A 26,954-nucleotide genomic window follows, 5' to 3' on the forward strand; every position below is an offset into this window, starting at 1 on the left:
CCGGCCGTCCCCCGGGCCACCGTGGTCCGGGGGGGGCGGCTGCGCCGGGGGCACTGACCGCCCGCCCCGGCCGGGCCGCCCGGGCCCGGTGGTCACCTGTTCGGGTCAGCAACGGGTCTTGCCCCCGCGCCCCGCCGGGTAGGCATGGAGGCATGACCGACGCCGCCGAGCCCGCGCAGCCCCGCCCGGCCGCCGTGCCGTCCGCCGCCCCCACCCCCACACCGCCCGCCGTGCCGTCCCCCGTGCCGTCCGCCAGCTACCGCCTCCAGCTCCAGCCCGGCTTCACCCTGCGCGACGCCACCGCCGCCGTCCCCTACCTGGCCGCCCTCGGCGTCTCCCACCTGCACCTCTCCCCGCTGCTGGCGGCCGTCCCCGGCTCCACCCACGGCTACGACACCGTCGACCACGGCCGGATCGCCGAACAGCTCGGCGGCGAGGAGGCGCTGCGCGCGCTGGCCGCCGAGGCGCACCGCCACCACCTGCGGCTGATCGCCGACGTGGTGCCCAACCACATGGCGGTGCCCGTCCCCGAGCACCTCAACCTGCCGCTCCTGGAGGTCCTGCGGGACGGCCCCGACTCGCCGTACGCGCGCTGGTTCGACATCGACTGGACCGCCCAGCCCGGCCCGACCGACGCCCCCGGACGCGGCCGGGTGCTGCTGCCCCTGCTCGGCGACCGGCTCGGCGCCGTGCTCGACCAGCTGGCCGTGGACGGCGACACGCTCCGCTACCACGACCACGCCCTGCCGCTGCGCCCCGGCACCGAGGAGCTGCCGCTGCGCGAGCTGCTCGGCCGGCAGTGGTACCGGCTGGCGTGGTGGCGGCTGGCCCGCACCGAGCTGAACTACCGGCGGTTCTTCACCGTCAACGAGCTGATCGCCGTCCGGGTCGAGGAACCGGAGGTGTTCGAGGCCACCCACGGCGTGCTGCTGCGGCTGCACCGCGAGGGCGTGCTGGACGGCTTCCGGATCGACCACCCGGACGGGCTGGCCGACCCGCGCGGCTACCTGGAGCGGCTCGCCGCCGCGACCGGCGGGGCCTACACGGTGGTGGAGAAGATCCTCACCGGCGAGGAGCGGCTGCCCGCCGACTGGCCGTGCGCCGGGACCACCGGGTACGACGCGCTGCGCCGGATCGACGGCGTGCTCACCGACCACGCGGGCGCCGGCCGGCTGGCCGGGGCGTACGAGGCGTTCCTGGCCGACACCTCCCCCGACGCCTGCGCGGACGGCTCCCCCGGCGTCTCCCCTGGCGTCTCCCCCGCAGCGGCGCCCAGTGGTGAACCGTGCGCCGACCCGCACCCGGCGCTGGCCGCCGCCTGGCGGGGACGCGCCGACATGACCGGCCCCGGGGGCGAGCTGTCCGCCGAGGTGGAGCGGCTGGTCCGGCTGGCCGTCCGGCTCGGGGCCGCCGACCCGGCGCACGCCGACCACCCGCCGGGGCGGCTGCGCGCCGCGCTGCGCCGGCTGCTGACCGGCTACCCCGCGTACCGCCCGTACGTCCGGCCCGGGGAGCCGCTGCCGGAGGCCTCCGCCGCCCAGCTGGCCGCCGCGCTCGACGCCGACGGGGAGCCGGTCGACGCCACCGACCGGTTCGTCGCCGACCTCGCCACGGGCGTGCTCGGGCGCGGCCCCGAGCAGGACGAGTTCGCCGTCCGGTTCGCGCAGACCGCCGCCGCGGTGGCCGCCAAGGGCGTCGAGGACACCGCCTTCTACCGCTGGAACGCGCTGCTGAGCCTCAACGAGGTCGGCGGCGAACCCGCCCGGCCCGGGGTGCGGCCCGAGGACTTCCACGCCTGGTGCCACGACGTCGAACGGCACTGGCCGCACACCATGACGGTGCTCTCCACCCACGACACCAAGCGCAGCGCCGACGCCCGCGCCCGCCTCGCCGTCCTGGCCGAGCAGCCCCGCGAGTGGGCCGCCGAGGCCGCCGCCTGGTCCACCGCCGCCGGGCGCGGCCCCGGCTCAGGCCCCGGCTCAGGCCACGACGCCGACAGCGACTGGACGCTCTGGCAGACCCTGGTCGCCGCCTGGCCGCTCACCCCGGAACGGCTGGTCACCGCCGTGCTCAAGGCGGCCCGCGAGGCGAAGGTCCACACCTCCTGGACGAGCCAGGACGTCCGCTTCGAACGCGCCCTCGCCGACCGCGCGCGCGCCGTCTTCGGCCACCCCGGACTGCTGCCCCGGATCGAGGGGTACGTGGCCGCGATCGCCCCGTACGCGCGCTCCAACACGCTCTCCGCCGCCCTGCTGCACCTCACCGTGCCCGGGGTGCCGGACCTCTACCAGGGCAGCGAGGAGCCGCTGTACACCCTCGTCGACCCGGACAACCGGCGCGCCGTCGACCTCGGGGCGCTGGCCGTCCGGCTCACCGACTCGGCGACCGCCCGCGCCGGCGACCTGGCCCGGGAGAAGCTGCACCTCACCACGACCGCGCTGCACCTGCGCCGGACCCGCGCGCTGGGCGCCCACCGCCCGCTGACCGCCACCGGGCCGGCCGCCGGCCACCTGCTGGCCTTCGGCCGCGGGCCGGACGTCCTCACCGCCGTCACCCGGCTGCCGTACGGGCTCGCCCGGGCGGGCGGCTGGCGCGACACCGAACTGCACCTGCCAAGCACCGGCGACGGCTGGACGGACGAACTGACGGAGCGTCATTTCCCCTCGGGCCCGGTCCCGGTGGGCGAGCTGCTGGCCGGCGACCGGCCGGTGGTCCTGCTGACCAGGAGGGGCACGCCATGAGGTACGAGGTCTGGGCCCCGTACGCCGCCGAGCGGGTCGAGGTGGCGGTCGACGGCGCGCACCACCCGCTGGCCCGGGACGCCGTCCGCGCCGGCTGGTGGCAGGGCGAGGCACCCGCCGGGGACTACGCGTTCGTACTGGACGGCGGCCGCCCGCTGCCCGACCCCCGCTCACCCCGGCAGCCGCACGGCCCCGACGGCCCCAGCCGGGCCGTCGACCACGCCGCGTTCAGCTGGTCCCGCACCGGTTGGCGCGGCCGGCCGCTGCCCGGGGCCGTGCTGTACGAGCTGCACATCGGCACCTTCACCGCCGCAGGCACCTTCGACGCGGCGGCCGCCCGGCTGGACCACCTGGTCGAGCTGGGCGTCGACTTCGTCGAGCTGATGCCGGTCTGCCCGTTCCCCGGCAGGCACGGCTGGGGGTACGACGGCGTCTCGCTCTGGGCCGTGCACGAGGCCTACGGCGGCCCCGAGGGCCTCAAGCGCTTCGTCGACGCCGCGCACCGCAAGGGCCTCGGCGTCGTCCTCGACGTGGTGCACAACCACCTCGGCCCAGCCGGCAACTACCTGCCGCTGTTCGGCCCGTACTTCACCGAGCGGCACCAGACCCCGTGGGGCTCCGCCGTCAACCTGGACGCGCCCGGCTCGGACGAGGTGCGCGCCTACCTGATCGGCAGCGCGCTCGCCTGGCTGCGCGACTACCGGATCGACGGCCTGCGGCTGGACGCCGTGCACGCCCTGGCCGACGACCGGGCGCTCCACTTCCTGGAGGAACTCGCCACGGAGGTGGACCGGTTGGCGGTGGCGACCAACCGCCCGCTGTTCCTGGTCGCCGAGTCCGACCTGAACGACCCGCGCACCACCGCGCCCCGCGAGGCCGGCGGACACGGCCTCGCCGCCCAGTGGAGCGACGACTTCCACCACGCCCTGCACTGCGCCCTGACCGGCGAATCCCAGGGCTACTACGGGGACTTCGCCGTCGCCCCGCTCGCGGCCCTGGCCCGGACCCTCACCCGCGGGTACTTCCACGACGGCACCTGGTCCTCCTTCCGCGGCCGCCACCACGGCCGGCCGTTCCCGCCCGCCCACGGCCACCGGCTGCTCGGCTACCTGCAGACCCACGACCAGGTGGGCAACCGGGCGCTGGGAGACCGGATCTCCACCAGCCTCACCCCCGGCCGGCTTGCCTGCGGGGCCGCGCTGGTGCTGACCTCGCCGTTCACCCCGATGCTCTTCATGGGCGAGGAGTGGGGCGCCGCGACGCCCTGGCAGTACTTCACCGACCACACCGACCCGAACCTCGCCGAGGCCGTCCGCCGGGGCCGACGGCGGGAGTTCACCGAGCACGGCTGGGCGGCGGACGCGGTGCCGGACCCGCAGGAGCCGGCCACCCTGCTGCGCTCCGTGCTCGACTGGACCGAGCCGCGGCGCGCACCGCACAGCGAGCTGCTCGACTGGACCAGGCGGTTGATCCGGCTGCGCCGGGAGCGCCCGGAGCTGTCGGACCCCGACCTGGCGGCCGTCCGGGTGGCGGCCGACGAGGAGGCCGGCTGGCTGGTGGTGCACCGGGGGCCCTACCGGGTGGCGGTCAACCTGGGCGCGGCGGCGGCCTCGGTGCCGGCGGCCGGCGAGGTGGTGGCGGCGTTCGGCGGGCACCGCGTCTCCGGGGACCGGCTGACGCTGGACCCGGACTCGGTGGCGGTCGTCCGCCGCTGACCGCCGTTCCCTGTGGGTGCCCGCCGGTCACCAGAGGAAGGCGCCGATCCGCTCGCGCAGCCCGTGCGCGTCCAGGCCGTAGGCGGCCAGGTGCTCGGGGATCGAGCCGTACTGCCGGTGCTCGGCCCGCGGCACGCCGAGGGCCAGCACCCGGTGCGGCCGGTCGGCGAGCGCCTCGTGCGCCTCGTTGGCGGAGGTGCCGGCCAGGTACGGCTCGACCAGCACCACGTCCGCCCGCCGCTCGGTGGCGGCCCGCAGCGCGGCGCCGTCGAAGGGCCGGACGGTGGCCGCGTAGAGCACGGTGACGTCGAGGTTCTCGGTGGCGGCGAGGACGGCGTCCAGCATCGGCCCGACCGCGACCACGGCGCCCCGGGAGCCCTGCCGGACGACGGTGAACCGGCCCGGCTCGACCCTCACCGCCTGCTCGTTCTGGTGGGCCGAGAGCCGGACGTAGACCTTGCGGTCGCCATCGGCCACCGCGTGCCGCAACAGCTGCTCGGCCTCGTCGGGGTGACCGGGCACGTGCACCGTCCAGTCGGCCAGGGTGTCCAGCAGCGCGACGTCGCCCGGCGCCATGTGGGTGCGGCCGCCGGCCGGCCAGTCGTAGGAGCCGGCCGCGCTCACCAGCACGGCGCCGACACCCTGGTGGCCGAGGTCCAGTTTGACCTGCTCGAAGGGGCGCTCGACCAGGAAGCTGGCGAAGGTGTGGGCGATCGGCCGCATCCCGGTGAACGCCAGACCGGCGGCGGCGCCGATCAGCAGCTGCTCGCGGATGCCGACGTTGATCAGCCGGTCCGGGTGCCGCTCGGCGGCCTTCTGGAAGCCTGCGGCGCTGATGTCCGCCAGGACGACGGCGAGGCGCGGGTCCTCGTCCAGCAGGCCGGAGGTGATGTCGATGAAACGGTCGCGCATGGTGTCCATGGGTGTTCGGGCCCTTTCCGGCTCAGGAGTTCTTCGACTCGACGCGGGCGACCACGACCCGCGGCCGGTCCGGGTGCTCGGTGGTGAACGCCCTGTACAGCGCCTCGTGGTCGCGGCCGTCCACGGTCTCCGCCGACCAGCCCTCGGCGGCGAACCGCGCCGCGATGCCGCCGTGCCAGCCGTGCGTGGCCGAGGAGTTGTCGATCACCAGGGCGTGCAACCGGTCCAGCCCGTAGGCCCCGGCGAAGGCCACCGCCTCGTGGTTGGAGCCCTCGTCGAACTCCGCGTCGCCGACGAGCACCCAGACCGCCGGGTCGTGCAGGCCCTGGGCGCGCAGGCCAAGCGCCGTGCCCACCGCGAGCGGCAGGCCGTGCCCCAGCGAACCCGAGCTGATCTCCACCCCGGGGATCAGCAGCCGGTCCGGGTGGTGGCCGAGCGGCGAGTCGTACGCGCCGAAGCTCGGCAGCACCGCCGGGTCGAGGAAGCCCTTGGCCGCCAGCACCGCGTAGTACGCCATCGGGCCGTGGCCCTTGGAGAGCAGGAAGCGGTCCCGGTCCTGGGCCTCCGCCGTCTCCGGGGTGACCCGCAGCACCCGGTCGTACAGGACCCAGAGGGAGTCCAACGTGGAGGTGGCGGCCGGGCCGTGCTTCTCGTCGCCGGTCATCAGCGCCATCAGGCCCGGCAGTTCGCCGAAACCGGAGGGGGAGGTTCGGGGGCGGTTCGTCATGACCCCGATGCTGCAACTTGAAGTCGGCTTCAAGTCAAGCGGTACAGTGTCCCCCATGATCGCCAACCGCCCCAGCCGGCACGACCTGCTCACCATCGGCCAGCTCGCCGAACGCAGCGGCCTCGCCACCTCCGCCCTGCGCTACTACGAGCGGCTGGGGCTGATCCACGCCACCCGCACCACCGGCAACCAGCGCCGCTACACCCGCGGCACGCTGCGCCGGATCGCCTTCGTCCGGGCCGCCCAGCGGGTCGGCCTGTCGCTGGACGAGGCCAAGGTCGCCCTTGACCGCCTCCCCGAGCACCGCGCGCCCAGCGGCACCGAGTGGGACGGCGTCGCCCAGTCCTGGCAGAGCCGGATCGACGAGCAGATCGCCGAACTGGAGCGGCTGAAGGCCAAGCTCACCGGCTGCATCGGCTGCGGCTGCCTCTCGCTCACCCGCTGCGGGCTCTACAACGCCGCCGACCGCGCGGGCGCCGCCGGCCCCGGCGCCCGCTACCTCCTCACCCGCGACCCCGCCACCGGCCCCGAGCCCGCCCCGACGGACCCCCCGGACAGGTTCTGAACCCGGCCGCCCGGGCCCGGACCCGGGCCCGTCGTGCCACCCGGGGGGACACCGCGCCGTTCACGGCGCGCCCGCTGGGACGCCCGGCCCGCGCGCTCTAGCGTGGGCGGGTCGCCGCAGGTAGCGAGTCTGGAGCCGCTGATGAACCGCCGTTCTTCCCGTTCGTACCGGACCGCCCTCGCCGCCGTGGCGGCGGGCTGGCTGCTACTCGGAGCCGCCGGCTGTTCCAGCGACGGCGGCGGCGGGGGCAGCGCCTCGTCCTCGGCGGCCACCACCTCGGCCTCGGCCTCGCCCTCGGTTTCGACGAGTTCTTCGGTGGCTTCCTCGGCGCCCGCCACCTCGGCGTCCGCCTCTGCGTCCACCTCCGCCTCCGTATCCCCCACCGCCTCCGGGAGCTTCGCGCCGGCGGGTGCGGCGACCGTGACGATCAAGAACTTCCTGTTCGGCCCCGCGAACCTCACCGTCGCACCGGGCACCACCATCACCGTGACCAACCAGGACTCCGCCGGGCACACCCTCACCGCGATCGCGCCCACCGCCGGGGCGTTCGACACCGGCCTGCTGGAACAGGGCAAGTCCGCGACGATCACCGCGCCGACCACCCCCGGCTCGTACCCGTTCCACTGCGACGTCCACCCGACGATGACCGGCACCCTCGTCGTCCAGTGAGCGTTTCTGTCAGACCCACCGCCTAACCTCGGGGAGAGCACCGCCGCAGGAGAGGCCCGTTCATGATCGTCGACCGCATACGCGTCCACCCTCAGCTGATCGACGCCGAGGAGCGGGAGGAGTGGCCGTGGACGGTGCCGGGCGTGGGCACGCTGCTCGGGGCCGGGGTGGCGCTGCCGGCGCCGGTGACCTTCCTGGTCGGCGAGAACGGCAGCGGCAAGTCGACCCTGGTCGAGGCGGTGGCGGAGGCCTTCGGGCTGGACTCCTACGGCGGCCGGGGCGGCTCCCGCTACGCCTCGCCGCGCGAGAAGAGCGTCCTCGGCGAGCGCCTGCACCTGGACTACACGCCGCGCGGGCGGAGACCGCGATGGCGATGATGGCGGAGAAGCAGGGTTGGCCGGGCTACTGGAAGGAGCGCACCGACCTGATGAGCCACGGCGAGGGGTTCCTCACCGTGTTCGAGTCGATGTTCCAGGGGCCCGGCCTGTACATCCTGGACGAGCCGGAGGCGGCCCTGTCCTTCACCTCCAGCCTCCGGCTCGTCGCGCTGCTCGCCGAACTGGGCCGCGACGGCGCCCAGGTCGTCTGCGCGACCCACTCCCCGATCCTGGCCTCCGTCCCGGGCGCGGCGGTCCTGGAGGTGGGCGAGCACGGGATCCGGCAGACCCGCTGGAAGGACCTCGCGATCGTCGACCACTGGCGCCGCTACCTGGAACGGCCGGAGGCCTACCTCCGCCACCTCGTCTGAGCCCGGATCCGCCGACCGCCAGGCCTCACGGGGCTCTCAGCGGCTCCGGTAGGACCCGAGGTGCCAGAGCTTGAGGCCGTCGAGGCGTACGGGGCCGCCTTCGGCGAACAGCTGGACGCCCTGGCTGTCCGGGTCGGGGAAGATCTGGTCGGTGATCACGGCTTCTCCCTGGCCGCCGAACACCTCGACCGAGGACGAGTCGACGACCACGCGGAGGTGGACCTTGCCGTCCGGCTGGGGCTTGAGCGGTGCGCTCTGGACGCCGGGGAAGTGGGGGTCGAAGTCGACGGCCCCGGATCTCGTGCGGTCGACGTACAGCTGCTGGGTGGTGGTGTCGTAGCCGATGACGGTCTCCTGGCCGGCTCCGGTGCGGACCTTGAGTCCGAAGGTGCGGGCACCGGTGGGCGAGAAGGTGGGCGTGAAGGTGGCGTCGATGTCCAGGGCCTGCCCGGCGCTCCCGGCAGGCAGGGCGGTGGTGCCGGCGGGGAGGGAGCGGGAGTTCAGGGAGACGGCCGGCCCCTGGCGCAGTGAGCCCAGGGCCGCGACCGGCTGTTGGGTCAGCTGGAGGCGGCCGTCGACGGTGCGCAGTTGCAGCGTCCGGGGCAGGCTCTGCGCGTTGCGCCACGGCGTGGTGGGGGTGCTGCCGCTGTACTGCCAGTTGCTCATCCAGCCGATCATGACGCGCTCGCCCCGGGGCGCGTCGTTGTAGGTGACGGCGGCGTAGAAGTCCTTGCCGAAGTCGACCCAGTGCGCGCGCTGCAGGACGGAGAGGGCGGGCTTGTCGGCGGCGGTGAACCGGTCGGCCATGATGTGGCCCCAGCCGTCGGTGTTCAGGTCGGTGATCTGCACCCGGGCCTGCTTGCCCCGGTAGGCGCGCAGGTCGAAGGAGGCCCAGTCCAGGTGCTCGCTGTCGGCGCCGGTGACGCTCTGCACGATCCGGCCGTCGACGACCAGGTTCACCGAGGTCTCGTGCGACTGGGGCAGGGCCCGGGTGTCGGAGAGGACGATCTGGTCGACGTTGATGTGGCCCCAGCCCCCGGTGTTCTGGTCCACGATCCTGATCCGGGCCGTCCTGCCCCGCAGATCGGAGACGTCCCAGGACGCCCAGTCGAGGTGTTCGTCGTTGCCGCCGGTGGTGCTGCGCACGGCCTTTCCGTCGACGAGGAGTTCGATGGCGGTGCGGGCGCCGGAGGAGGCCGGGTGGTTGCCGCCGCCGATCAGGAAGTCGAGGTACTTCCTGTCGACGGTGAACGGCGGCGAGGTGAGTTCGCCGGTGGTGGCGTCGCCCTGGAGGTAGCTGTTGACCAGGCCGCGGCCCAGGTGGCCCGAGACCTCCTGCTGGTCCGGGAGGGTGCCCCGGGCCGGTCCGGCGCCGAACGCGGTGCCGGTGGCGGTCCACGCCCCGTAGGTGTCGCCCTCGAAGTCGGCGAGGACGGTTCCGGCGGGCGCCGGCTGCCGGTCGGGGGCGGTGTTCGGGTCGTGGGGGTGGTTGCCGCCGCCGACCTTGAAGTTGAGGTAGTCGCTCGCGACCGTGAACAGCGGGGAGGAGACGGTGCCCGTCGCGCTGTCGCCGCCGTGGAAGCTGTTGGCGTACCCGGCGCCCTCGACGCCGGTGACCGCGGACTGTCCGGGCAGGGATCCGGTGGCCGGGCCGGTGCCGAACGCCGTTCCGCCGGTCGTCCAGCCTCCGTAGCCGGGCTGCTCGAAGTCCTGTACGACGGTGCCGCTCGGCGGGGTGTAGGAGCCGTTGTCGTCGGGGGTGAAGGTGGTGCCGTCGAAGTCGCCGAGGAAGTACTGCATCCCGGAACCGCCGGCGATGCCACCGGGGTTGAGGCTCACCACCAGGACCCACTTGATCCGCGCGGGGTCCCCGTCGACGGCCAGCGGGAAGAGGTCCGGGCATTCCCAGGCGCCGCCGGTGGCGCCGGCCGGGCCGAACTCGCTGAGGCGGGTCCAGGACTTGAGGTCCCTGGAGGTGTAGAACACCACCTTGTGCTCGTCCGCCATCACCACGGTCATCAGCCAGCTGCGGGTCGGCGCGTACCACTGGACCTTCGGGTCACGGAAGGCCTGGGAGCCGATGTCGAGCACCGGGTTGCCCGCGTACTTGGTCCAGGTTCGGCCGCGGTCGGTGCTGTAGGCGAGCGACTGGGCCTGCTTCCCGTCCGGGTAGGCGCTGGTGTACACCGCGACCATGGCGGGGTTCGTGGCGCTCCCGAAGCCGCTGGTGTTGCCGGTGTCGACCACGACGCTGCCGGAGAAGACCATCTCGCCGCTGTCGTGGGGGATGGCGAGCGGCAGTTCGTTCCAGTGCACGAGGTCCGTGCTGACGGCGTGGCCCCAGGACATGTTGCCCCAGGAGTTGCCGTCGGGGTTGTACTGGTAGAAGAGGTGGTACTCGCCGCTGTAGTAGACGAGTCCGTTGGGGTCGTTCATCCAGTTCTGCGCGGGGGTGTAGTGCGTCTGGGGGCGGTACGGCTCCTGGAAGCCGGGGGCGTCGGCGACCGCGGGGGCGCCGGCCGTCAGGGCGAGGCAGACGGCGGTGGCCAGGACGGCCGGCAGTAAACGGCGGGTACGGCGGGTGCGTTGGGTACGGCGGGGCGCGGGCATGGCGAACTCCTTCGCGGAGCTTGGGTGGGGGTGGGGTGCTCGCGGCGAATCGGGGCATGGCTGTGCCGGGGTACGGCCGTGGGGCGGCGGTACGGCCGGGTGGTGCGGCGGCGGTACGGAACTGTTAGGCGGGCGGCGGGAGTTCGCCGGATCCGCGGGGGATGAGGCGGGTGGGGACGGTGACCGTGCGGGCTCGGGTACGGTCGCCGTCGAGGCGGGCGAGGGCGATCTCGGCCGCGGCCGTGCCGATGGCGACCGGGTCCTGGGCGACGGTGGTGATGGCGGGTTCCAGCACCTCGGCGAACGGCAGGTCGTCGAAGGAGACCAGGGCGACGTCGCGCCGGCCGGCCCGGGTCATGCCGAGCACGGTCCCCATGGCGGCGAAGTTGTTGGCCGCGAGGATCGCGGTCGGCTGCCTGGGGCCGGCCAGCGTGCGCTGGACCGCGTCGGCGGCCTCGGCCTCGGTGTGTCCGTCGAGGACGAGCGCGCGGTCGTAGGGGAGGTCGGCCGCTTCGAGGGCCTCGCGGTATCCGGCGAGGCGCTCGCGGCGGGTGTAGAGGGTGGACGGGCGGTCGCCGACGAAGGCGATCCGCCGGTGTCCGGCGGCGATCAGGTGGGCGGTGCCCTCGCGGGCGCCGGCCCGGTTGGAGCTGACCACGCTGTCGGAGGTGAGGCCGGTGCCCGGGCGGTCGAGGAACACCACCGGCATGCCGTTGCTCCGGGCCGTCCGGAGGTGGGTGTGGACGGCCCCCGCCGCGGGCACCACCATCAGCGCGCTGACCCGGCGGGCCAGGAAGGTGCTGATCAGCGCCCGCTCCCGCTCGGGGTCGTCGGCGCAGGAGCCCATCAGCAGGGTCAGCCCGCGTTCGCGCACCGCGTTCTCGATCCCGCCGGCGACGGAGCCGAAGAACGGGTTGCCCATGTCGGGGATGATCAGTCCGACGGTGCTGTCCGGGCCGCCGACGCGGATGTTGCGGGCCATCAGATTGGGCTGGAAGCCGAGCCGCTCGACCGCCGCCATGACCCGCTCCCGGGTCGCCGGGGAGGTCGGCCCGTCGCCGTTCAGCACCCGGGAGACGGTCTTGGCACTGACGCCGACCTCCTGGGCGACATCGTTCAGCGTCGTGCGACGGGGCGAGGCCATGTACCACCGTTCCGGCTTCGTCGCGCGCGGGCCCCGGTGTGACGGCGGAGCCCCCGCGCGGACTGTCTGGTCAGTTCGGGCGGACCCCGGCGGCCTCGGCCGCCCTGGCATCCGCGACGACAGTACCGCCGCCGTCCCGGTCGACGGCGAGCGCACCCGTCATGATGGCCACGACCTCCGCCATCGAGTAGTCGGACGGCTTGATCAGGGCCTCGCGCCGGCCCATCCGGTGGACGTGGATCCGGTCGGCGATCTCGAAGACGTGCGGCATGTTGTGGCTGATCAGGATGACGGGCAGCCCCTTGTCGCGGACCCGGCGGATCAGGTCGAGGACCTGGCCGGACTCCTTGACGCCCAGGGCCGCGGTGGGTTCGTCCATCACGACGACGGAGCGGGCCCAGGCGACCGCGCGGGCCACCGCCACGGCCTGGCGCTGGCCGCCGGAGAGGGTCTCCACCGCCTGGGTGAGCGAGCGCAGACCGATCTTGAGGTCGGCCATGTGCGCGGCGGCCTCCTCGCGCATCCGCTTCTTGTCCAGCATCCGCAGGACGCTGCCGAGCGGGCCGGGCCGGCGCAGCTCGCGGCCGAGGAACATGTTGGAGGCGATGTCCATCGAGGCCGCCACCGCGAGGTCCTGGTACACGGTCTCGATGCCGTGGGCGCGGGCGTCCTGCGGCCCGTTGAAGCGGATCGGCTCGCCGTTCAGGCGGATCTCGCCCTCGTCCGGGGTGACGGCGCCGGTGAGCGCCTTGATGAGGCTGGACTTGCCGGCGCCGTTGTCGCCGATGACGGCCAGGACCTCGCCCGGCAGCAGGTCGAAGTCGGCGCCGTCGATGGCGGTGACGTGGCCGTAGCGCTTGACCAGGCCCCGGGCCTGGATCACGGGGGTGACGGTGGCGGCGGGAGTGACGGTGGCGGCGGGAGTGCTCATCAGCGGGTCCTCTTCCGGGAGATCTGGTCGACGGTGACGGCGAGGATGACCAGGACGCCGGTGATCAGGGTCTGGTAGATGGAGGCGACACCCATCAGCTGGAGGCCGTTGCGGAACACCCCGACGATGAGGGCGCCGATCAGCGAGCCCAGCACGCTGCCCCGGCCGCCGAACAGGCTCGTCCCACCGAGGACCACGGCGGTGATGCTGTCGAGGTTGTCGGTCTGCCCCGCCTGCGGGTCGCCGACCCCGGTGCGGGAGATCAGCAGCAGCGCGGCGACGCCGTAGATCAGCCCGGCGAGCGCGTAGAGGCCGATGGTGAGGCGGCCGGTGCGGATGCCGTTGAGGCGCGCGGCTTCGGGGCTGTTGCCGAGGGCGTAGACGTGCCGGCCCCAGGACGTGCTGCTCAGCAGGTACGCGAACACGGCGAACAGCGCCAGGGCGAGCAGGGAGCCGTAGGTGACGTCGGTGTCGCCGAGCGGGAACGTGTTCCCCAGGAAGGTCAGCGCGCCGGGCAGGTCGGTGACGGTCTGCTCGTTGGAGTAGATGTGGGTGAGCGCGAAGGCCACGTTCAGCATGCCGAGCGTCACGATGAACGGCGGCAGCGGGATCAGCTTCACCAGGAGGCCGTTGACCAGCCCGAAGCCCGTACACACCGCCAGGCCCAGCACGATGGCCACCAGCGGCGGGACGGTGCCCTGGGCGGCCATCCTCGCGATCACGATCGACCCGAAGGCCATCACCGCGCCGCAGGACAGGTCGATGCCCGCCGTCAGGATGATCAGCGTCTGCCCCACGGCCAGCGCACCGACCACCATCACCTGCTGGATGATCAGCGAGAAGTTCCCGCCGGACAGGAACTGGTCCGTCATCAGGGAGAAGAAGGCACAGGCCAGCACGAGCGCGGCGAGCGGGCCCGCCGTCGGAGCCGTCGCCAGCCGACGCAGCACTGTCGGCCCGGTCAGATTTCCGTACGGGGTGGGGGTGGTGGATGTGGTCATAAGAGGGTCCTTGCCGATGAAGCGGATCGGGAGCGCCGAGCGGGCGGCATCGCGACGGACGGGAGCGGTCCGGGCCGGGTCAGGTCGGGGCAGGGGATCCGGCCCGGACCGCTGGTTTCACAGCGGGGAGCGGATCAGCCCCAGCAGTTCTCCAGGCCGTAGCCGGTGTCCTTGGCGTCGACGCCGGCCTGCGGCTTGTCGGTGATCAGGTTGACGCCGGTGTCGGTGTACCCGCTCGCCTTGGTCCCGGACTTGCCGAAGTCGACGACCGCCTTGACGCCCTGCGCCGCCATCACCAGCGGGTACTGCTGGGAGGTCGCGGCGATCTTCCCGTCCTTGACGGCCTGGGTGCCGGTGCAGCCGCCGTCGACCGAGACGATCAGCACGTCCTTCTCCCGGCCCTTGGCCTTCAGCGCGGTGTAGGCGCCCAGCGCGGCGGGCTCGTTGATGGTGTAGACGAGGTTGATGTCGGGCGCCTTCTGCAGGCAGTTCTCCATCGCGGTCTGGCCCTTGGCCTGGTCGCCGCCGGTGTCCTGGGAGCAGACCACCGACGGGTCGCCCTCCGCGACGCCGAAGCCCTGCAGGAAGCCGTCGTGGCGCAGCTGGCCGACGGCGACACCCGGGGCGAGGTCGAGGGTCGCGATCTTCGCGGCCTTGCCCGCCATCGCGGCCTTGGCGTACTGGCCGATCAGCACACCGGCCTTCTTGTTGTCGGTGGCGAACAGCGCGTCGGTGCCGTCCTGCGGGTCGGTCGGGCTGTCGAGGGCGATCACCATGACGCCCTTGTCCCGGGCCTTCTTGATCGCGGGCAGGATCGCCTTCGAGTCGCTCGGGGTGATCAGGATGCCCTTGACCCCGGAGGCCACCATGTTCTCGATCGCCGCGATCTGGCCCGCGTTGTCGCCGTCGAACTTGCCGGCCGCGGTGCTCAGCGTGGCGCCGTTCTCCTTGGCGGCCTTCTGGGCGCCTTCCTTCATCTTCACGAAGAACGGGTTGGTGTCGGTCTTGGTGATCAGGCCGACCTTGACCGCACCGCCGGAGGAGCCGGCGTTCGCGGAGCCCTTCGAGCCGGAGCCGCACGCGGACAGCGTGAGCGCCAGACCACCGGCCAGGATTCCGGCCGCAGCTCGGGTCAGGACGGGACGAGTGGTGAGGGACATGGAGACTCCTGAGGTGCGGCCCGGGCGGACAGGGCGGGGTCGGCGGTCAGCGGTCAGTGGTCAGTGGTCAGCGGCATCCGGGATGTCATCGTTGACTTAATGTCATCGTTGACATCGGCTTGGGAGTGATGATGAAGTCTGCCGAACCCGAGCCACAAGCCCCGACCGCGTAACAAACGCGTAACGCAACCCCCGCACCGGTGTTCACCTGCGAGAAACGTCCGGTCAATGGTCCGGGGGCCGTCCGGCTCCAGCCCCGTCCTCCCAGAACCCGAAAGGCGCACCGTATGGCCCAGCGCCCGATCGCCGTCCTCGGCGAGTGCGTCGCCGACGCCTTCGCCGACGCCCTCCAGCCGCGCCCCGGCGAGCTCGCCCTGCGCGTCCTGCCGGGCGGCGGGCCGGCCAACACCGCCGTGGCGCTGGCCCGGCTCGGCACCCCCACCCGCTTCCTCGGCCGGATCTCCTCCGACGCCTTCGGCGCCCTGTTCCGCGACCACCTCGCCGGCTCCGGCGTCGACCTGACCGGCGTCGTCGCCGCCCGCGAGCCCAGCACCATGGCCATCGCGACCTTCGACCCGCACGGCCAGGCCCAGTACTCCTTCCACGCCGAGGCCACCGCCGACTGGCAGTGGACCGACGCCGAACTCGCGGCCGCCCACCCCGAGGACGCGGCCTGCCTGCACACCGGCTCCCTCGCCCTGGTCCGCGCCCCCGGCGGTGAGCGCATCGAGGAGCTGCTCGTCTGCGCACGCGGCGGCGCGACCGTCTCGATCGACCCCAACGTCCGCCCGCTGCTCGTCGACCCGGCCGTCTACCGGGACCGACTGCCCCGCTGGTGCGAGCTCGCCGACATCCTCCGCCTCAGCTCGGACGACCTGGAGCTCCTGATGCCGGGCGTGACGCCCGAGCGCGCCTGCGACGCCTGGCACCTGGCCGGGGTCCGGCTGGTGGTGATCACCCTGGGCGGCCGCGGCGCGCTGGCCTCGCTCGACGGCGTCCGGGTGACCGTCCCCGCGCCGCGGGTCGAGGTCGCGGACACCATCGGCGCCGGGGACTCGTTCACCGCCGGCATGCTCCACCGGCTCTCCCTGGCCGGCCGCCTCGGCGGACGGCTGGACGGACTGACCGTCGACGAGGTGTCCGACGCCTGCCAGTACGCGGCCCGCGTCGCCGCGCTCACCTGCTCGGTGGCGGGGCCGAACCCGCCGTGGACGCACCAGGTGGAGTCGGCTCCCGCCGGCGCCTCCCGATGACCTTGCCGCCACAACCTTCACCCATTCGAAGACGGAGAGCGACACCATGAAGAAGACGCTGCTGGCCGAATTCACCGTCACGCCCGGATTCGAGGAGCAAGTCGCCGCTCTGGTGGCCGACTTCGCCGCTGTGGTTCGATCCGAACCCGGCAACCTCACCTTCGACGTGTACACCAAGGAGTCCGACCCCCGCGCGTACTGGATCTTCGAGGAGTACCAGGACGAGGCCGCGTTCGAGGAACACCTCGCCGCTCCCCACGGAAAGCCGTTCAACGCCGAACTCGTACGGATGATCGAGGAGGACGCGTCCGTCCTGACCTTCCTGACGCCCGCCGGCTGAGCCCGGATTTCCAGAACGCCCGTGCCGCCGCCCCCCTCGGAGGGGGCGGCGGCACGCGTTATCCCGAAGGTCGCCCTACGGCGCGATCTCCACCCAGACGATCTTCCCCACCCCGTCACGGGGGCAGCAACCCCATCTCTGCGACAGCAACTTGACGAGCACCAGGCCACGCCCGGACTCGTCCTCCCCGGAAGCCGCCCGCAACACCGGCCCCCGCTCACCACGCGCGTCGTGCACCTCGATCCGCAACCGCCGCCGGTCGACGTCGAGCACGAGCTGGATCCGACGCCCCATCGGCGTGCCGTGCAGGACGGCATTGGTCACCAGCTCACTGACGAGCAACTGCCCGGCGTGGGTAAACCGTTCACCCCCCGGCACATCGGTGAGCAGCTTTTCGAGAAGCCGACGCGCCTCACCGGGCGAGCGCCGGCTTCGCGGGAGCCAGATGGAGAGGGAGGAGGGGCTGCAGGAGGACATGGCGTATTCACCTTCCACATGCGGGGAGTTGAAGCGTGGCGAGGCCACGGGAACGCCCGGCGAGAGGCATAGGAATGCCCGGCAACCGGCCGCTTGATCACTCAGACGGCTCACTTGGTGACCGCATGTAGCATGCTCCGCAATGACCCCACTTCGCAAGCGCATGCCCGCGCAATTGCGCCGCATCGCAAGGGGCTTGTGATCACCGAGGGAGGTGGCAGACTGTGACCCGACGTCAACCGAAAGGGAGCGACAAGAGTGGACAGTCCGACGGTGCTGCGGCGTAGGCTCGGCTCCGAGCTGCGACGATTGCGCGAACGGACAGGACTCCAGGCCAAGGCAGTTGCCGACACGCTGCGGTTCAGCGCGACCAAGATCTCGCGCATCGAGTCCGGCCAGACAACCCTCAAGGAATCGGACGTTCGTGCGCTCCTCGAACTGTATGGCGTCACCGACGAGTCAGAGCTTCGACAGTTCATCTCCCTAACCCGCCGCAGCACACAGCGCGGCTGGTGGCACGACTACGGCGATGCGCTCCCCGACTGGTTCCAGACCTACGTTGGCATGGAGTCCGACGCGTCGAGGATTCGGGCATACGAGACTGAGCTGATCCCCGGCATCCTTCAAACCTCCGACTACGCGCGTGCAATCTTCCGCGCAGCCCTGGCAGACAGGCCTGACAACGTCGACGAGACCGTCGACCGCCGCGCCAAACTTCGATTGCAGCGCCAGGAGGTCTTCTCCCGGCCCGACCCGCCAGCAGTGTGGGCGGTCCTCAACGAAACCGTCCTACGTCGTCCGGTGGGCGGCTCAGAGGTTATGCGCGGCCAGGTGCTCCACCTTCTCGATGCCGCACACAGACCGAACATCACCATTCAGGTACTCCCACTGAGCATCGGCGCTCATGCCGCGATGAGCATGCCGTTCCACATCCTCTCGTTCTCGGATGTGCCCGGCCACGTCGTCTATATCGAGGCGCTGACCAGCAGCCTGTACCTGGAGAAGGAGGCAGACCTCGCCCGCCACGAGATCGTCTTTGATCAGCTGGCGGACGCGGCGATGACGCCAGGCGAATCGGTCTCCTGGATGCATCAGATAGCAAAGGAAAGGTACTGAGATGTCAACCGAACTGACGTGGCACAAGAGCACCTACAGCGGCGGAGAAGGCGGCAACTGCATCGAGGTCGCCGACAGCCTCGCTGAGGTGGTCCCCGTCCGAGACAGCAAGGACCCGAACGGGCCCACCCTCACTTTCACTGCCACCGCCTGGCAGTCCTTCATCACCGCCATCCACACCGGCGAACTCCCCGCCGAATTGTGATCACTCGGCGGGTCCTGCGACCATCGCAGGAGCCGCCGACACCATGAGCCAGCGGACGGAGCCCCCGGATGCAACCCAGCACAGCCTGGCGGAAGAGCAGCTACAGCAACGGCCAGGGCGACTGCATCGAAATCGCCGGCGGATTCTCGGACGTAGTCCCGGTCCGCGACAGCAAAGACCCCCACGGGCCCACCCTCACTTTCACTGCCATTGCCTGGCAATCGTTCATCACCGCCATCCACACCGGCGAACTCCCCACCCAATTGTGATCCCGGACAGCGCCAGGTTCCGGCCCCGATTTCCCACGGTCAAGACGGCTGAAGGTCAGGCCCGGGATGCTCCGAGGAACCGTAGGACGGCCAGGACGCGGCGGTGGTCCGCGTCGACCACGGGCAGGTCAAGCTTGGCGAAGATGTTGTTGATGTGCTTCGCCACGGCGCTCTCGCTGACCACCAGCGCCTGCGCGATGCCGGCGTTGGAGCGCCCCTCGGCCATCAGGCCGAGCACCTCCCGTTCGCGGGGGGTCAGCCGCGTGAGCGGGTCGCTGTCGCGCCGCAGCAGCAACTGGGCGACGACCTGCGGGTCCAGGGCCGTGCCCCCGTCCGCCACTCGCCGGACCGCCGCCACGAAGTCGGCGACATCGGCAACCCGCTGCTTGAGCAGGTAGCCCACACCACTGGTGTTCGCGGACAGCAGGTCGGCCGCGTACCGCTCCTCCACGTACTGCGAAAGCAGCACCACCGCCGTCCCCGGCCAGCGCCGACGGATCTCCATCGCCGCCCGCACCCCCTCGTCGGTGAAGCCGGGCGGCATCCGGACGTCGATCAAGGCGAGTTCGGGCCGGTGCTCCGCCACTGCCGCCAACAGCCCCTCCGCGTCGCCTGCTTCCGCGGCGACCTGGAACCCACCCATCTCCAGCACCTTGATCAGGCCGACCCGCAACAGCACCGAATCCTCGGCGATCACCGCGCGCACGGCAGCTCCGCGGTGATGGTGGTGGGCCCGCCAACGGGGCTGCTGACGTGGAAGGCCCCGTCGAGGGAGCCGACCCGCTTGGCCAGCCCGGTCAGCCCCGTGCCGGCGGCGTCGGCACCGCCCAGCCCGTCGTCGGTGACGCGCACTCGCAGCACCTCGCCGACCTGACGGACTATCACCTCTGCGCGCATCGCGTTGGCGTGCTTCGTTGCATTGGTCAGCGCCTCGGAGATCACGAAGTACGCGACCGACTCCACGTTGGGCGCCACCCGCTCCTCCAGATTGACCCGCAGCCGCACCGGCAGGGGCGTGCGGGCGGCCAGCCCGGACAACGCCGCGTCCAGACCTCGGTCTTCGAGCACGGCCGGGTGCAGCCCCCGAACCAGGTCATTGAGTTCGGCGATCGCCTCCTTCGCCTCCAGGTGCGCTCTCGCGATCACCTCGCGGGCATCACTCGGCAGGTCCGGGCGGGTGGCCATGGCCAGACCCAGGTTGACCGCGAGAGACACCAACCGCTGCTGGGTGCCGTCGTGCAGGTCGCGCTCGATCCGGCGGCGCTCCGCGTCGACGGCCTCGATCAAGTCGGTCCGGCTCACGGCCAGCTGATCGACCCGCTCCTGGAGCCGCTGCGCCCGGCTGGGCCCGAGCAGGCCCGACGCCAGCCGCGCCTCGGCCCGGGCCACTGCCCGCGCCGTCCAGGGCAGGGCGCACAGGAGGAGGAGTCCAGCCGCTGTGTAAGCCGGCAGCTGGGTCAGGTAGCCGAACCAGTCCTGGCGGATTCCGGTCGGCAGCGCCCATGACCAGGCGTAGGCGATGACGCCCGCCAGGCACGCCGCTGCCATCGCGAGCACCAGCAGCTCCAGCAGCGCGAGCAGCGGGCCCAGCAGGAGGTGGTAGCCGATCTTGCGCCAAGGCCGCGTCGCCGCGAGCCACCGGGCGATCGAGGCCCACGTCCATCGTTCCGGCGCGGCGGGGGTGAGCCGGGGGACGTCCACACCGATGAGCACCCGGTAGCGAGCCCGCTGAACGGCCGTCAGCACCGGGGTGCCGAGCAGGACCAGGGCGGCCGGCAGGGAAACCGTAAGGAGCCAGTCCCCCGTCCTGGCGGTAGTCGCCGCCGCCCAGGCCCACACGGGAACCAGCGCCAGGTGCGGCAGCACACCAGCGGCAAGAAAGCCGGTGTCCCGCTGCGCCCGGAGGACCGTGCGTCTCAGTCCAGCTGGAATCGTCATGGCACGACGCTAGGGCACCGCAGGAGGACGGTGCCATGAAGCCTCTACCCGATTTCATGGTGAACCTAGTACCAGCTGTAGATCTTGACCTTGGCCTGTGGGCGGACCGCATCTCGGGTCGGTAGGTCACGCCACGTACGAAGTCGCGCAGTGCGCACCGGTTTCCTCCTCATCGGCGAGACAGTGGTGGCCGACGAACGTTCCAGCAGCTGAGACGCATGAACGCCCTCCCCGGCGATTGCGGCGCCGGGGAGGGCGTTTTCATTCCCGCACTCGGACGAGATTTCCGAACATGGCCGGATCCGGGCGAACCGTCAGCCGTCGACCCTCGTCGGCACAACATCCGCCAGCTCCTCGACGGACCTGTCGCCCCCGGCCTCCCGCGCGCCGGACGTCGGACCCGCCGACTTCCGGTGCACCCGCATCGCCGGTACCCCCGCGGCGAGCGCGGCCACGGCGATCATCGCGACGCCCACGCCGGTCAACACGGCGCGGGGACCGACGGCGGCCGTCAGCGGGCCGCCCAGGGCCGCGCCCGCCGGGGCCGCCGTCAGCAGGGCGGACGACCGGACGGCGAGGACGGAGGTGAGGGCGTGCGGTGGCGTGAGGTCCTGGAACAGGCCGAGCGACAGCGCGCTGTACGGCCCGTACACGACCCCGACCACGGCGAACCCGACGACCGAGATCGCGGCCGGGCCGGGCACCGCGAACGGCAGCATGGCGAGACCGTGCCCGGTGACGATCCCCAGCAGCACCCGCCACACCGCCAACCCGCGCAGGGCGCCGACGGCCAGCGCGCCCAGCACCGCCCCGGCCCCGAACGCCGCCCAGTAGACGCCGAGCAGCCCCGGACCGGCCGCCAGGTCCTGTCCGACGAACAGCGGCAGCGCGACCTCGACGGGGCCGTAGACCAGGTTGAACAGCCAGGTCAGCAGGAGCAGACCGAGCAGCTCCGGACGGGTCCGCAGCACCCGCAGTCCCTCGCCGCGCCGTACGGCGCCCGCCGACCGGTCCCGGCCGGCCTCGGGGACCGTATCGGAGCCGGCCGACAGCCGCCCGGCGCCGACGGCCAGCACCGCGAACGACAGGGCGTCCAGACCGATCACCCAGACCGGCGCGACCACCGCCGTCAGCGCGCCCGCCAGCGCCGGTCCGGCGATCATCGCCACCCAGCCGCTCGTACTGAGCAGCGCGTTGGCCGCCAACCGCCGCTCGGCCGGGAGCACTTCGGCCACCAGCGCGTACTTGGCGCTCCCGCCCCACCCGTGCAGCAGCGAGGAGCCGGCCAGCAGGGCCAGCAGCAGGCCGGGCCCGAGCAGACCGAGCGCCCACCCGACCGGGATCCCGCCGAGGAACACCGCGCGCGTCCAGGCGTCCGCCCGGATCAGCCGCCGCGCGGGCAGGCCGCGCAGCCGGCCGCCGAGCAGCAGCGCACCGAGCGCGCCGGGCAGCACGTACGCGGCGACGGCGGCCCCGACGAACAGGCCGGACCGCCCGGGCGGGGCCACCTGCAACGCGAGCCAGGCCACCGCGACGGCGCTCATGCCGTCGCCGAGGTCGGACACCGCGAGGGCGGGGAGCAGCCGGCGGAACGGGCCGCGGTCGAAGAGGGGACGGTAGGCCGGGGGCAGCCGCCTGAGCAGCCGTGCGGATGAGATCATGCGGGCCAGGCAAGCGGTTCACGCGCGCTTGAAGTCAAGCGTGACCGGGGACGGGGGACGAGGCGCGGTGCAGGACGTCGGTATCGGCGAGCTGGCCCGGCAGACCGGTCTGCGGCCGTCCGCCCTGCGGTACTACGAGAGCCTCGGGCTGCTCCCGGCCGCCCGCCGCGAGGGCGGCCGCCGGGTGTGGCCCGCGGCCACGCTGCGCCGGGTCGCCCTGATCCGGATGTCCCAGCGGGCGGGCTTCACCCTGGCCGAGATCCGGGGGCTGCTGGACAGCTCCGGCACGCGCGGCACCACCCGCCAGTGGCGCGCCCTGGCCGAACGCAAGCTCCCCGAGCTGGACCTCGTCGTCCGGCAGACCCAGCGGCTCCGCGACGCCGTCGCCGCCTGCCTCGCCTGCGGTTGCATGAACTTCGCCGACTGCGAACTCCTCGCCGCCGGACCGGCTGACCCGAACGACGCGCCCCGCGGAACGTGATCGACATGTGATCCGGAGCCCCTCCCGGCGGGCTCCGGCGACGCCCGTGGAGGCCCCTTCCCGGGCCTGCGGCACGGCCCGGTCGCCCGGCCGCCCCCGCCTGCGGGCACCGGGGCCGGGGTGCTCCGACGGCGGCGGCAAGAGGGCTCAACGGCCGTTTGAGCTGCGGAAATCGGGGATGAAAGGACGTCCGCGCACCCCTAGGCTCGGAGGTACCGCACCCCCACCGGAAAGGCCACCCGTGAACCGTGCCATCCGCTCCGTCGACGACGTCCTCGACCTGCTCGACGGGCTCTTCCGCCCCGAGGCGGACCGCTGGACCGACCACGCCGCCGACTGGTGGGACGGCTTCTACGCCGACCGGGCCTCCGGGCGGCCGTTCTTCGTCGACAAGCCGGACGAGAACCTCGTCGCCCGGCTCGACGACGGCCTGCTCGCTCCCGGCGTGCGCGTACTGGACCTCGGCTGCGGCGCCGGGCGCAACGCCGTCCACCTGGCCTCGCGCGGCTTCGAGGTGGACGGCGTCGACCTCTCCGCGACCGCCCTCGCCTGGGCGCGGGAACGCGCGGAGGCGGCCGGCGTCGCCCCGCGCTTCCACCACGGCAACATCTTCAGCACCGAACTCCCCCTCCCCCAGTACGACCTGGTGTACGACTCGGGCTGTCTGCACCACCTGCCGCCGCACCGCCGGATCAGCTACCTGGCCCTGCTGCAGCGCGTCCTCGCGCCCGGCGGGTACTTCGGCCTGACCTGCTTCGCGGCCGGCGCGATGGGCTCGGAGGCGCCGGACGCCGAGCTCTACCGCAACGGCCGGCTGGACGGCGGGCTGGCCTTCACCGCGGACGAACTCCGGTGGATATTCGGCGGGTTCACCGAGGTGGAGATCCGCCCGATGGTCCCGCAGGGGCCGGAGTCGCCGCTCTTCGGCCTGCCGGTGCTGCTCACCGCCCTGTTCCGCAGGCCGCTCGCCGACTGAGGCATGCGGGCCGCCGAGCCGGGAAGGAAGGGAGGACGGGGCGTGGCCGGGCCGCACCACACCGGACCGGCCGGCCCACCGGACGGACCGAGAGGGGGCGGGACGTGATGTCCGCCGACGAAACGCCGTGGGACGCCGCCGTCGAGCGCGGACTGGCCTTCCTCCACCGGGCGTTGGGGCCCGACGGACTGCCGTCCGCCCGGCCCGGCGCCGACCCCGAGCTGCGCACGCCGCTCACCGGCGCCGAGGCGCGCCGGCACCTGCTCGTCACGCACGGGGAGGACCTCGGGTTCGACCCGGACGACGAGGGCTTCTCCGCGATGTGGGGCCTCGCGCTGTTACGGCCGGACGGCCGGCGGCCCGAGGAGCGTGAACTGGTCGCCGCGCTGGCGCGGCAGGTCGACCGCTACCGCGAGCCGGGGACGGCCCGGTACCGGTTCTTCCCGCCCGGCCGGCCGTTCCCCGCCGACACCGACAGCACCGCCGTCGCGCTCTCCGGGCTGGCCCGGCACGGGCTCGCCGCGCCGGACCTGTTGGACGCCGTGGCACGGGAGTTGCTGGACACCCAGATCGGTCCGGACGACGGTCCGATACCGGCCTACTGGGAGGACACCGACCGGACGCCGTCGCACGGGCGCCGCTACGACGCCGTCGCCGCCGCCAACGTGCTGTTCGCGCTCCATCTCCCCGGCGCGGCGGACCGGTTACCGCACCCGGCGGCCGAGGCGACGCTCCGCTACGTCGTCGAGCACCTGAACGGGCCGCGCACCGGCACCCGTTACTACGCCTCCCCCGAGGCCTTCCTGCACGCCGCCGCCCGGGCGGCCACCGTCGTGCCCGGACTCGCCGCACCGGTGCGCCGGGCGGTCGGGCACGTCACCACCCAGACCGCCGACACTCCGCTCGCCGTGGCACTGCTCGTCCTCGCCGGGGAGCACTCCGGGGAACACGCCGGCGAGCACGCGGGCGGCACCGCCGAACTGCCGGAGCTGCGCCGCCGGTTGGTCGACACCCAGCGCGCCGACGGCTCCTGGCCGGCCGGCGGCTACTTCCGCACCGGGCGGCTGCCGCTGTACTTCGGCTCACCGCACCTCACCACGCTGTTCGCCGTCCGCGCGCTGCGCCCCGAGACCCCCTCGCGGCCATGACGGCAGGGGGATCCACCGGGAGCGGCTCCGCCGCCGCCCTGCTCGCGCCCTACCGGGAGGCCATGACGGCCCCGGGCGCCGCGGCGCTGGCGGCCGCGCTGCTCGACGAGGCGCTCGCCCACTGCGGGTGCGAGCGCGGGGCCGGCTGGCACGCGCGGCAGTCGACCACCGCCGCCGTCTTCGGGGTGCACGTCTCCCCCGCCGACGCCGACGTCGCGGAGCGGCTGACGGTCGCCCGGTACATCGCGCTGTTCCTCCTGGTGGAGGACGGTCCGCCGGAGGCGGCCCGGGCCCTCGCCCACCGGATCCGCGCGGACCCCGGCACCACCGGCACCGGCACCGGGTACAGCGACGGGTGCGGCGACGGCGAACCGGCCCGGCAGCTGCGCCTCCTCCTGGAGGACTACCGGGACCGCGCCCTGCCGACCGGCCGGCTGACGGCGCTGATCGCCGAGTTCTGCGCGGCGGTCGCCGAGGAGAGCGCCGGCCCGCCACCGCCCGGCCAGTTGCCCGCCCGGCGGGCGGAGACCATCGGCACCCGCCCGAACATCGAGTGCTGGCGGCTGCTGCGCGGCCTGCCCCTGCCCCCGCCCGGCTCACCCGACCATCCGCTCCCGGAGGCCACCGTGGAGGCGACCTACCTGGCCAACGACCTGTTCTCGGCCGCCGTCGAGGAGCGCGCCGGGGGGAGCTTCGCGGCCGGGAACACCGTCCTCGCCCGGGCCCGCGCGACCGGCGACCGCGCGGGCGCCGTCGAAGCCGCCGTCACCCGCTACAACGCGCTGGTGGCGGCGCTGGCCGCCGCGCGGCACCGGCCGCTGCCCGCGCTGCTGGGCGCCCTGGTCGACGGCAACCGCACCGGGCACCTCGCCCTCGCCGGCGTGCGCTACCCGGGTCTGCCGCTGGACGTCTTCGACCGCCTGCACGTCGTCGGACCGGCGGGGCGGGACCGGTGACCAGCGGGGCAGCAGCGGCGCCTCACGGCCCCGGTGAGGCGGCGCCGCCGTCGCAGAGCCGTCGTAGCAGGCCGTCCAGGTCGAGGTGGGTGCGTTCCAGCCCGGTCGGGACGAGGCTCTCGGTGCTCTCCAGGAAGGCGCGGACCCGGTTGGCGGGGGCCCGCAGCACGACGCTGCTGCCCTCACCGGTGAGGGTGATGAAGACGGAGTCGAGACGGTCGTCCACGCCGGGGTGGACGGAGACGCTGCCGATGCCGGACCAGCCGTGCAGTCCGGTGGCGAGCAGGTCCCGGGCGAACACCCAGGTGATGGGCGTGGCGAGGTCGGTGTGGTTGTCGAGGAAGACGGCGTACGGGTCGGCGGTGTGGTAGCGCAGCCGGGCGGGGACGGAGACGGTCAGGCCTGGGCAGACGGCGACCCGGAGGTCGAGCGCGACCGCGCAGCCGTCACCGGGGGCACGCTGCGCGGGGACGCGCGAGCTGTCGTACGTCATGACCGCCTCCGGGTGGGGCGAGCCGCCGCAGCGGCGATACGGGCAGGCAGAATCGTTTCTTCACAACCGCCACCGGCGGCAGAGTCAGGGCTCACGGCAGGAACAACGAGCCACCCCGGCTTCGGCAACCCGCACCGGAAGTCGATCGCACGAACGACGTCCGGCGACAGCCCCGCCGCGGACCCCCTCGCCACGGGCCGCCTCGCCACAGTGGGCCCGTCAACATCCCACCCCGGTCGGGGACTTCGTCGCGCCACGCCCTACCGTGGGCCCCGGAAAGGGGATCACATGACCGCCAAACCTCCCACGCCGCAGGGAAACCGCCGCCTCCTCGACCCCGCGCGACCGTTCCCCGAACGGGTCGCCCGGCTGGTCCGGGACTGGGAGGAGGACGGCCGGGCCGACTACCGCCTGGTCGACGGGCGGGCGCTGCTCGCCCTGTACTGCTGGCACCTGGACGGCACCCGGCGCGGCACCACCGAGGACGACCCGGCGACGGCGGCGTACGTCGCCGCCGCCTTCGCCGCCAACGGGGGTGCGAGGGGGTGGGACGCGCTGCTGCGCGAACGGGCCGAGTGCACCTGCCACGGCGAGAGTTGGCGCCTGGAGAACATCTCGGTCTGCCTCGGCTGCCTGCGCTACGTGTGTTACCGCGTCGAGGGCCCCTGCTGTCCGGACGCCGCCATCGTCGGCTGAGCCACCCCCCAGC

Annotated in this window: 26 protein-coding genes and 1 pseudogene; 15 read left to right on the plus strand and 12 right to left on the minus strand. The window is 73.3% G+C overall.

Features of this window, described 5'->3' with window-relative positions:
• Window positions 1-152: 152 nt before the first annotated feature.
• Together ACFP3U_RS02870 and treZ are read left to right on the plus strand one after the other, a co-directional pair.
• Entirely contained in the window at window positions 153-2,741 is a 2,589-nt protein-coding gene (locus ACFP3U_RS02870; protein ID WP_380223508.1) for an alpha-amylase family glycosyl hydrolase, read from the plus strand.
• Window positions 2,738-4,456, plus strand: coding sequence for a malto-oligosyltrehalose trehalohydrolase (gene treZ / locus ACFP3U_RS02875; protein WP_380223509.1), 1,719 nt, complete (start codon window positions 2,738-2,740; stop codon window positions 4,454-4,456). Before ACFP3U_RS02870 ends, treZ begins: the two co-directional genes overlap by 4 nt.
• Before the next feature lie 27 nt (window positions 4,457-4,483).
• On the opposite strand, the gene ACFP3U_RS02880 is transcribed toward treZ, so the two are convergent.
• Together ACFP3U_RS02880 and ACFP3U_RS02885 are read right to left on the minus strand one after the other, a co-directional pair.
• On the minus strand, window positions 4,484-5,377 hold the full coding sequence (locus ACFP3U_RS02880; RefSeq protein WP_380223510.1) for a transketolase family protein: 894 nt from the start codon (window positions 5,375-5,377) through the stop codon (window positions 4,484-4,486).
• A 22-nt stretch (window positions 5,378-5,399) separates the two neighbouring features.
• Window positions 5,400-6,104 (minus strand): transketolase, encoded by a 705-nt coding sequence (locus tag ACFP3U_RS02885; protein WP_380223511.1) that lies wholly within the window; start codon window positions 6,102-6,104, stop codon window positions 5,400-5,402.
• Between the two features lie 55 nt (window positions 6,105-6,159).
• Between ACFP3U_RS02885 and soxR the strand changes: the two genes are divergently transcribed.
• From soxR to ACFP3U_RS02900, 3 genes and pseudogenes are all read left to right on the plus strand, one after another.
• A complete protein-coding gene (gene soxR, locus ACFP3U_RS02890; RefSeq protein WP_380223512.1) occupies window positions 6,160-6,669 on the plus strand; it encodes a redox-sensitive transcriptional activator SoxR in 510 nt (169 codons plus the stop codon).
• Window positions 6,670-6,810: 141 nt separating this feature from the next.
• The gene (locus ACFP3U_RS02895; protein WP_380223513.1) at window positions 6,811-7,338 is read left to right on the plus strand and encodes a cupredoxin domain-containing protein; all 528 of its coding nucleotides are present in this window, start codon (window positions 6,811-6,813) and stop codon (window positions 7,336-7,338) included.
• Window positions 7,339-7,400: 62 nt separating this feature from the next.
• Window positions 7,401-8,086 (plus strand): annotated as a pseudogene (locus tag ACFP3U_RS02900) (AAA family ATPase).
• Window positions 8,087-8,122: 36 nt separating this feature from the next.
• Here ACFP3U_RS02900 and ACFP3U_RS02905 read toward each other — a convergent pair.
• From ACFP3U_RS02905 to ACFP3U_RS02925, 5 genes are all read right to left on the minus strand, one after another.
• Window positions 8,123-10,696, minus strand: coding sequence for a GH32 C-terminal domain-containing protein (locus ACFP3U_RS02905; protein WP_380223514.1), 2,574 nt, complete (start codon window positions 10,694-10,696; stop codon window positions 8,123-8,125).
• A 124-nt stretch (window positions 10,697-10,820) separates the two neighbouring features.
• Window positions 10,821-11,840 carry a LacI family DNA-binding transcriptional regulator gene (locus ACFP3U_RS02910; RefSeq protein ID WP_380223515.1) on the minus strand — a complete coding sequence of 340 codons (1,020 nt, stop codon included), beginning with the start codon at window positions 11,838-11,840 and terminating at the stop codon, window positions 10,821-10,823.
• 70 nt (window positions 11,841-11,910) lie between these two features.
• Complete coding sequence (locus ACFP3U_RS02915) at window positions 11,911-12,771, minus strand: ATP-binding cassette domain-containing protein (RefSeq protein ID WP_380223516.1); 861 nt, start codon at window positions 12,769-12,771, stop codon at window positions 11,911-11,913.
• Window positions 12,771-13,772, minus strand: a complete 1,002-nt coding sequence (locus ACFP3U_RS02920; RefSeq protein ID WP_380223517.1) for an ABC transporter permease — start codon at window positions 13,770-13,772, stop codon at window positions 12,771-12,773. The genes ACFP3U_RS02915 and ACFP3U_RS02920 overlap by 1 nt, the downstream gene beginning before the upstream one ends.
• 134 nt (window positions 13,773-13,906) lie before the next feature.
• On the minus strand, window positions 13,907-14,932 hold the full coding sequence (locus ACFP3U_RS02925) for a sugar ABC transporter substrate-binding protein (protein WP_380223518.1): 1,026 nt from the start codon (window positions 14,930-14,932) through the stop codon (window positions 13,907-13,909).
• 287 nt (window positions 14,933-15,219) lie between these two features.
• Between ACFP3U_RS02925 and ACFP3U_RS02930 the strand changes: the two genes are divergently transcribed.
• Together ACFP3U_RS02930 and ACFP3U_RS02935 are read left to right on the plus strand one after the other, a co-directional pair.
• Complete coding sequence (locus ACFP3U_RS02930; RefSeq protein ID WP_380223519.1) at window positions 15,220-16,185, plus strand: carbohydrate kinase family protein; 966 nt, start codon at window positions 15,220-15,222, stop codon at window positions 16,183-16,185.
• Between the two features lie 46 nt (window positions 16,186-16,231).
• Window positions 16,232-16,525 (plus strand): putative quinol monooxygenase, encoded by a 294-nt coding sequence (locus tag ACFP3U_RS02935; RefSeq protein ID WP_380223520.1) that lies wholly within the window; start codon window positions 16,232-16,234, stop codon window positions 16,523-16,525.
• 75 nt (window positions 16,526-16,600) lie between these two features.
• Here the strand turns inward: ACFP3U_RS02935 and ACFP3U_RS02940 are convergent, their stop codons facing one another.
• Window positions 16,601-17,002, minus strand: coding sequence for an ATP-binding protein (locus tag ACFP3U_RS02940; protein WP_380223521.1), 402 nt, complete (start codon window positions 17,000-17,002; stop codon window positions 16,601-16,603).
• Between the two features lie 258 nt (window positions 17,003-17,260).
• Here ACFP3U_RS02940 and ACFP3U_RS02945 point away from each other — a divergent pair, with 258 nt between their 5' ends.
• The 3 genes from ACFP3U_RS02945 (at window position 17,261) to ACFP3U_RS02955 (ending at window position 18,592) form a co-directional block, all read left to right on the plus strand.
• The gene (locus ACFP3U_RS02945) at window positions 17,261-18,118 is read left to right on the plus strand and encodes a helix-turn-helix domain-containing protein (RefSeq protein WP_380223522.1); all 858 of its coding nucleotides are present in this window, start codon (window positions 17,261-17,263) and stop codon (window positions 18,116-18,118) included.
• A gap of 1 nt (window position 18,119) precedes the next feature.
• Complete coding sequence (locus tag ACFP3U_RS02950) at window positions 18,120-18,323, plus strand: DUF397 domain-containing protein (protein WP_380223523.1); 204 nt, start codon at window positions 18,120-18,122, stop codon at window positions 18,321-18,323.
• Window positions 18,324-18,391: 68 nt separating this feature from the next.
• Entirely contained in the window at window positions 18,392-18,592 is a 201-nt protein-coding gene (locus tag ACFP3U_RS02955; RefSeq protein WP_380223525.1) for a DUF397 domain-containing protein, read from the plus strand.
• Window positions 18,593-18,647: 55 nt separating this feature from the next.
• On the opposite strand, the gene ACFP3U_RS02960 is transcribed toward ACFP3U_RS02955, so the two are convergent.
• The 3 genes from ACFP3U_RS02960 to ACFP3U_RS02970 all read right to left on the minus strand — a co-directional run bounded on the left by ACFP3U_RS02960 (window position 18,648) and on the right by ACFP3U_RS02970 (window position 22,191).
• Entirely contained in the window at window positions 18,648-19,298 is a 651-nt protein-coding gene (locus ACFP3U_RS02960) for a response regulator (RefSeq protein WP_380223526.1), read from the minus strand.
• On the minus strand, window positions 19,286-20,530 hold the full coding sequence (locus ACFP3U_RS02965; protein WP_380223527.1) for a sensor histidine kinase: 1,245 nt from the start codon (window positions 20,528-20,530) through the stop codon (window positions 19,286-19,288). The genes ACFP3U_RS02960 and ACFP3U_RS02965 overlap by 13 nt, the downstream gene beginning before the upstream one ends.
• A gap of 314 nt (window positions 20,531-20,844) precedes the next feature.
• Window positions 20,845-22,191 (minus strand): MFS transporter, encoded by a 1,347-nt coding sequence (locus ACFP3U_RS02970; protein WP_380223528.1) that lies wholly within the window; start codon window positions 22,189-22,191, stop codon window positions 20,845-20,847.
• Window positions 22,192-22,258: 67 nt separating this feature from the next.
• Here ACFP3U_RS02970 and ACFP3U_RS02975 point away from each other — a divergent pair, with 67 nt between their 5' ends.
• From ACFP3U_RS02975 to ACFP3U_RS02990, 4 genes are all read left to right on the plus strand, one after another.
• A complete protein-coding gene (locus ACFP3U_RS02975) occupies window positions 22,259-22,672 on the plus strand; it encodes a MerR family transcriptional regulator (RefSeq protein WP_380223529.1) in 414 nt (137 codons plus the stop codon).
• Window positions 22,673-22,913: 241 nt separating this feature from the next.
• Window positions 22,914-23,648 carry a class I SAM-dependent methyltransferase gene (locus tag ACFP3U_RS02980; protein WP_380223530.1) on the plus strand — a complete coding sequence of 245 codons (735 nt, stop codon included), beginning with the start codon at window positions 22,914-22,916 and terminating at the stop codon, window positions 23,646-23,648.
• Window positions 23,649-23,755: 107 nt separating this feature from the next.
• Complete coding sequence (locus ACFP3U_RS02985) at window positions 23,756-24,796, plus strand: prenyltransferase/squalene oxidase repeat-containing protein (RefSeq protein WP_380223531.1); 1,041 nt, start codon at window positions 23,756-23,758, stop codon at window positions 24,794-24,796.
• Window positions 24,793-25,752, plus strand: coding sequence for a hypothetical protein (locus ACFP3U_RS02990; RefSeq protein WP_380223532.1), 960 nt, complete (start codon window positions 24,793-24,795; stop codon window positions 25,750-25,752). Before ACFP3U_RS02985 ends, ACFP3U_RS02990 begins: the two co-directional genes overlap by 4 nt.
• A 22-nt stretch (window positions 25,753-25,774) precedes the next feature.
• Here ACFP3U_RS02990 and ACFP3U_RS02995 read toward each other — a convergent pair whose 3' ends face one another.
• Window positions 25,775-26,245: an SsgA family sporulation/cell division regulator gene (locus ACFP3U_RS02995; protein ID WP_380223534.1), complete on the minus strand. Its 471-nt coding sequence runs from the start codon at window positions 26,243-26,245 to the stop codon at window positions 25,775-25,777.
• A gap of 288 nt (window positions 26,246-26,533) precedes the next feature.
• Here ACFP3U_RS02995 and ACFP3U_RS03000 point away from each other — a divergent pair, with 288 nt between their 5' ends.
• Window positions 26,534-26,941 carry a hypothetical protein gene (locus tag ACFP3U_RS03000; protein ID WP_380223535.1) on the plus strand — a complete coding sequence of 136 codons (408 nt, stop codon included), beginning with the start codon at window positions 26,534-26,536 and terminating at the stop codon, window positions 26,939-26,941.
• The last annotated feature ends 13 nt before the right edge of the window (window positions 26,942-26,954 follow it).

Origin of the sequence: Kitasatospora misakiensis, assembly GCF_042656005.1 — a bacterium.
Taxonomy (GTDB): domain Bacteria; phylum Actinomycetota; class Actinomycetes; order Streptomycetales; family Streptomycetaceae; genus Kitasatospora; species Kitasatospora misakiensis.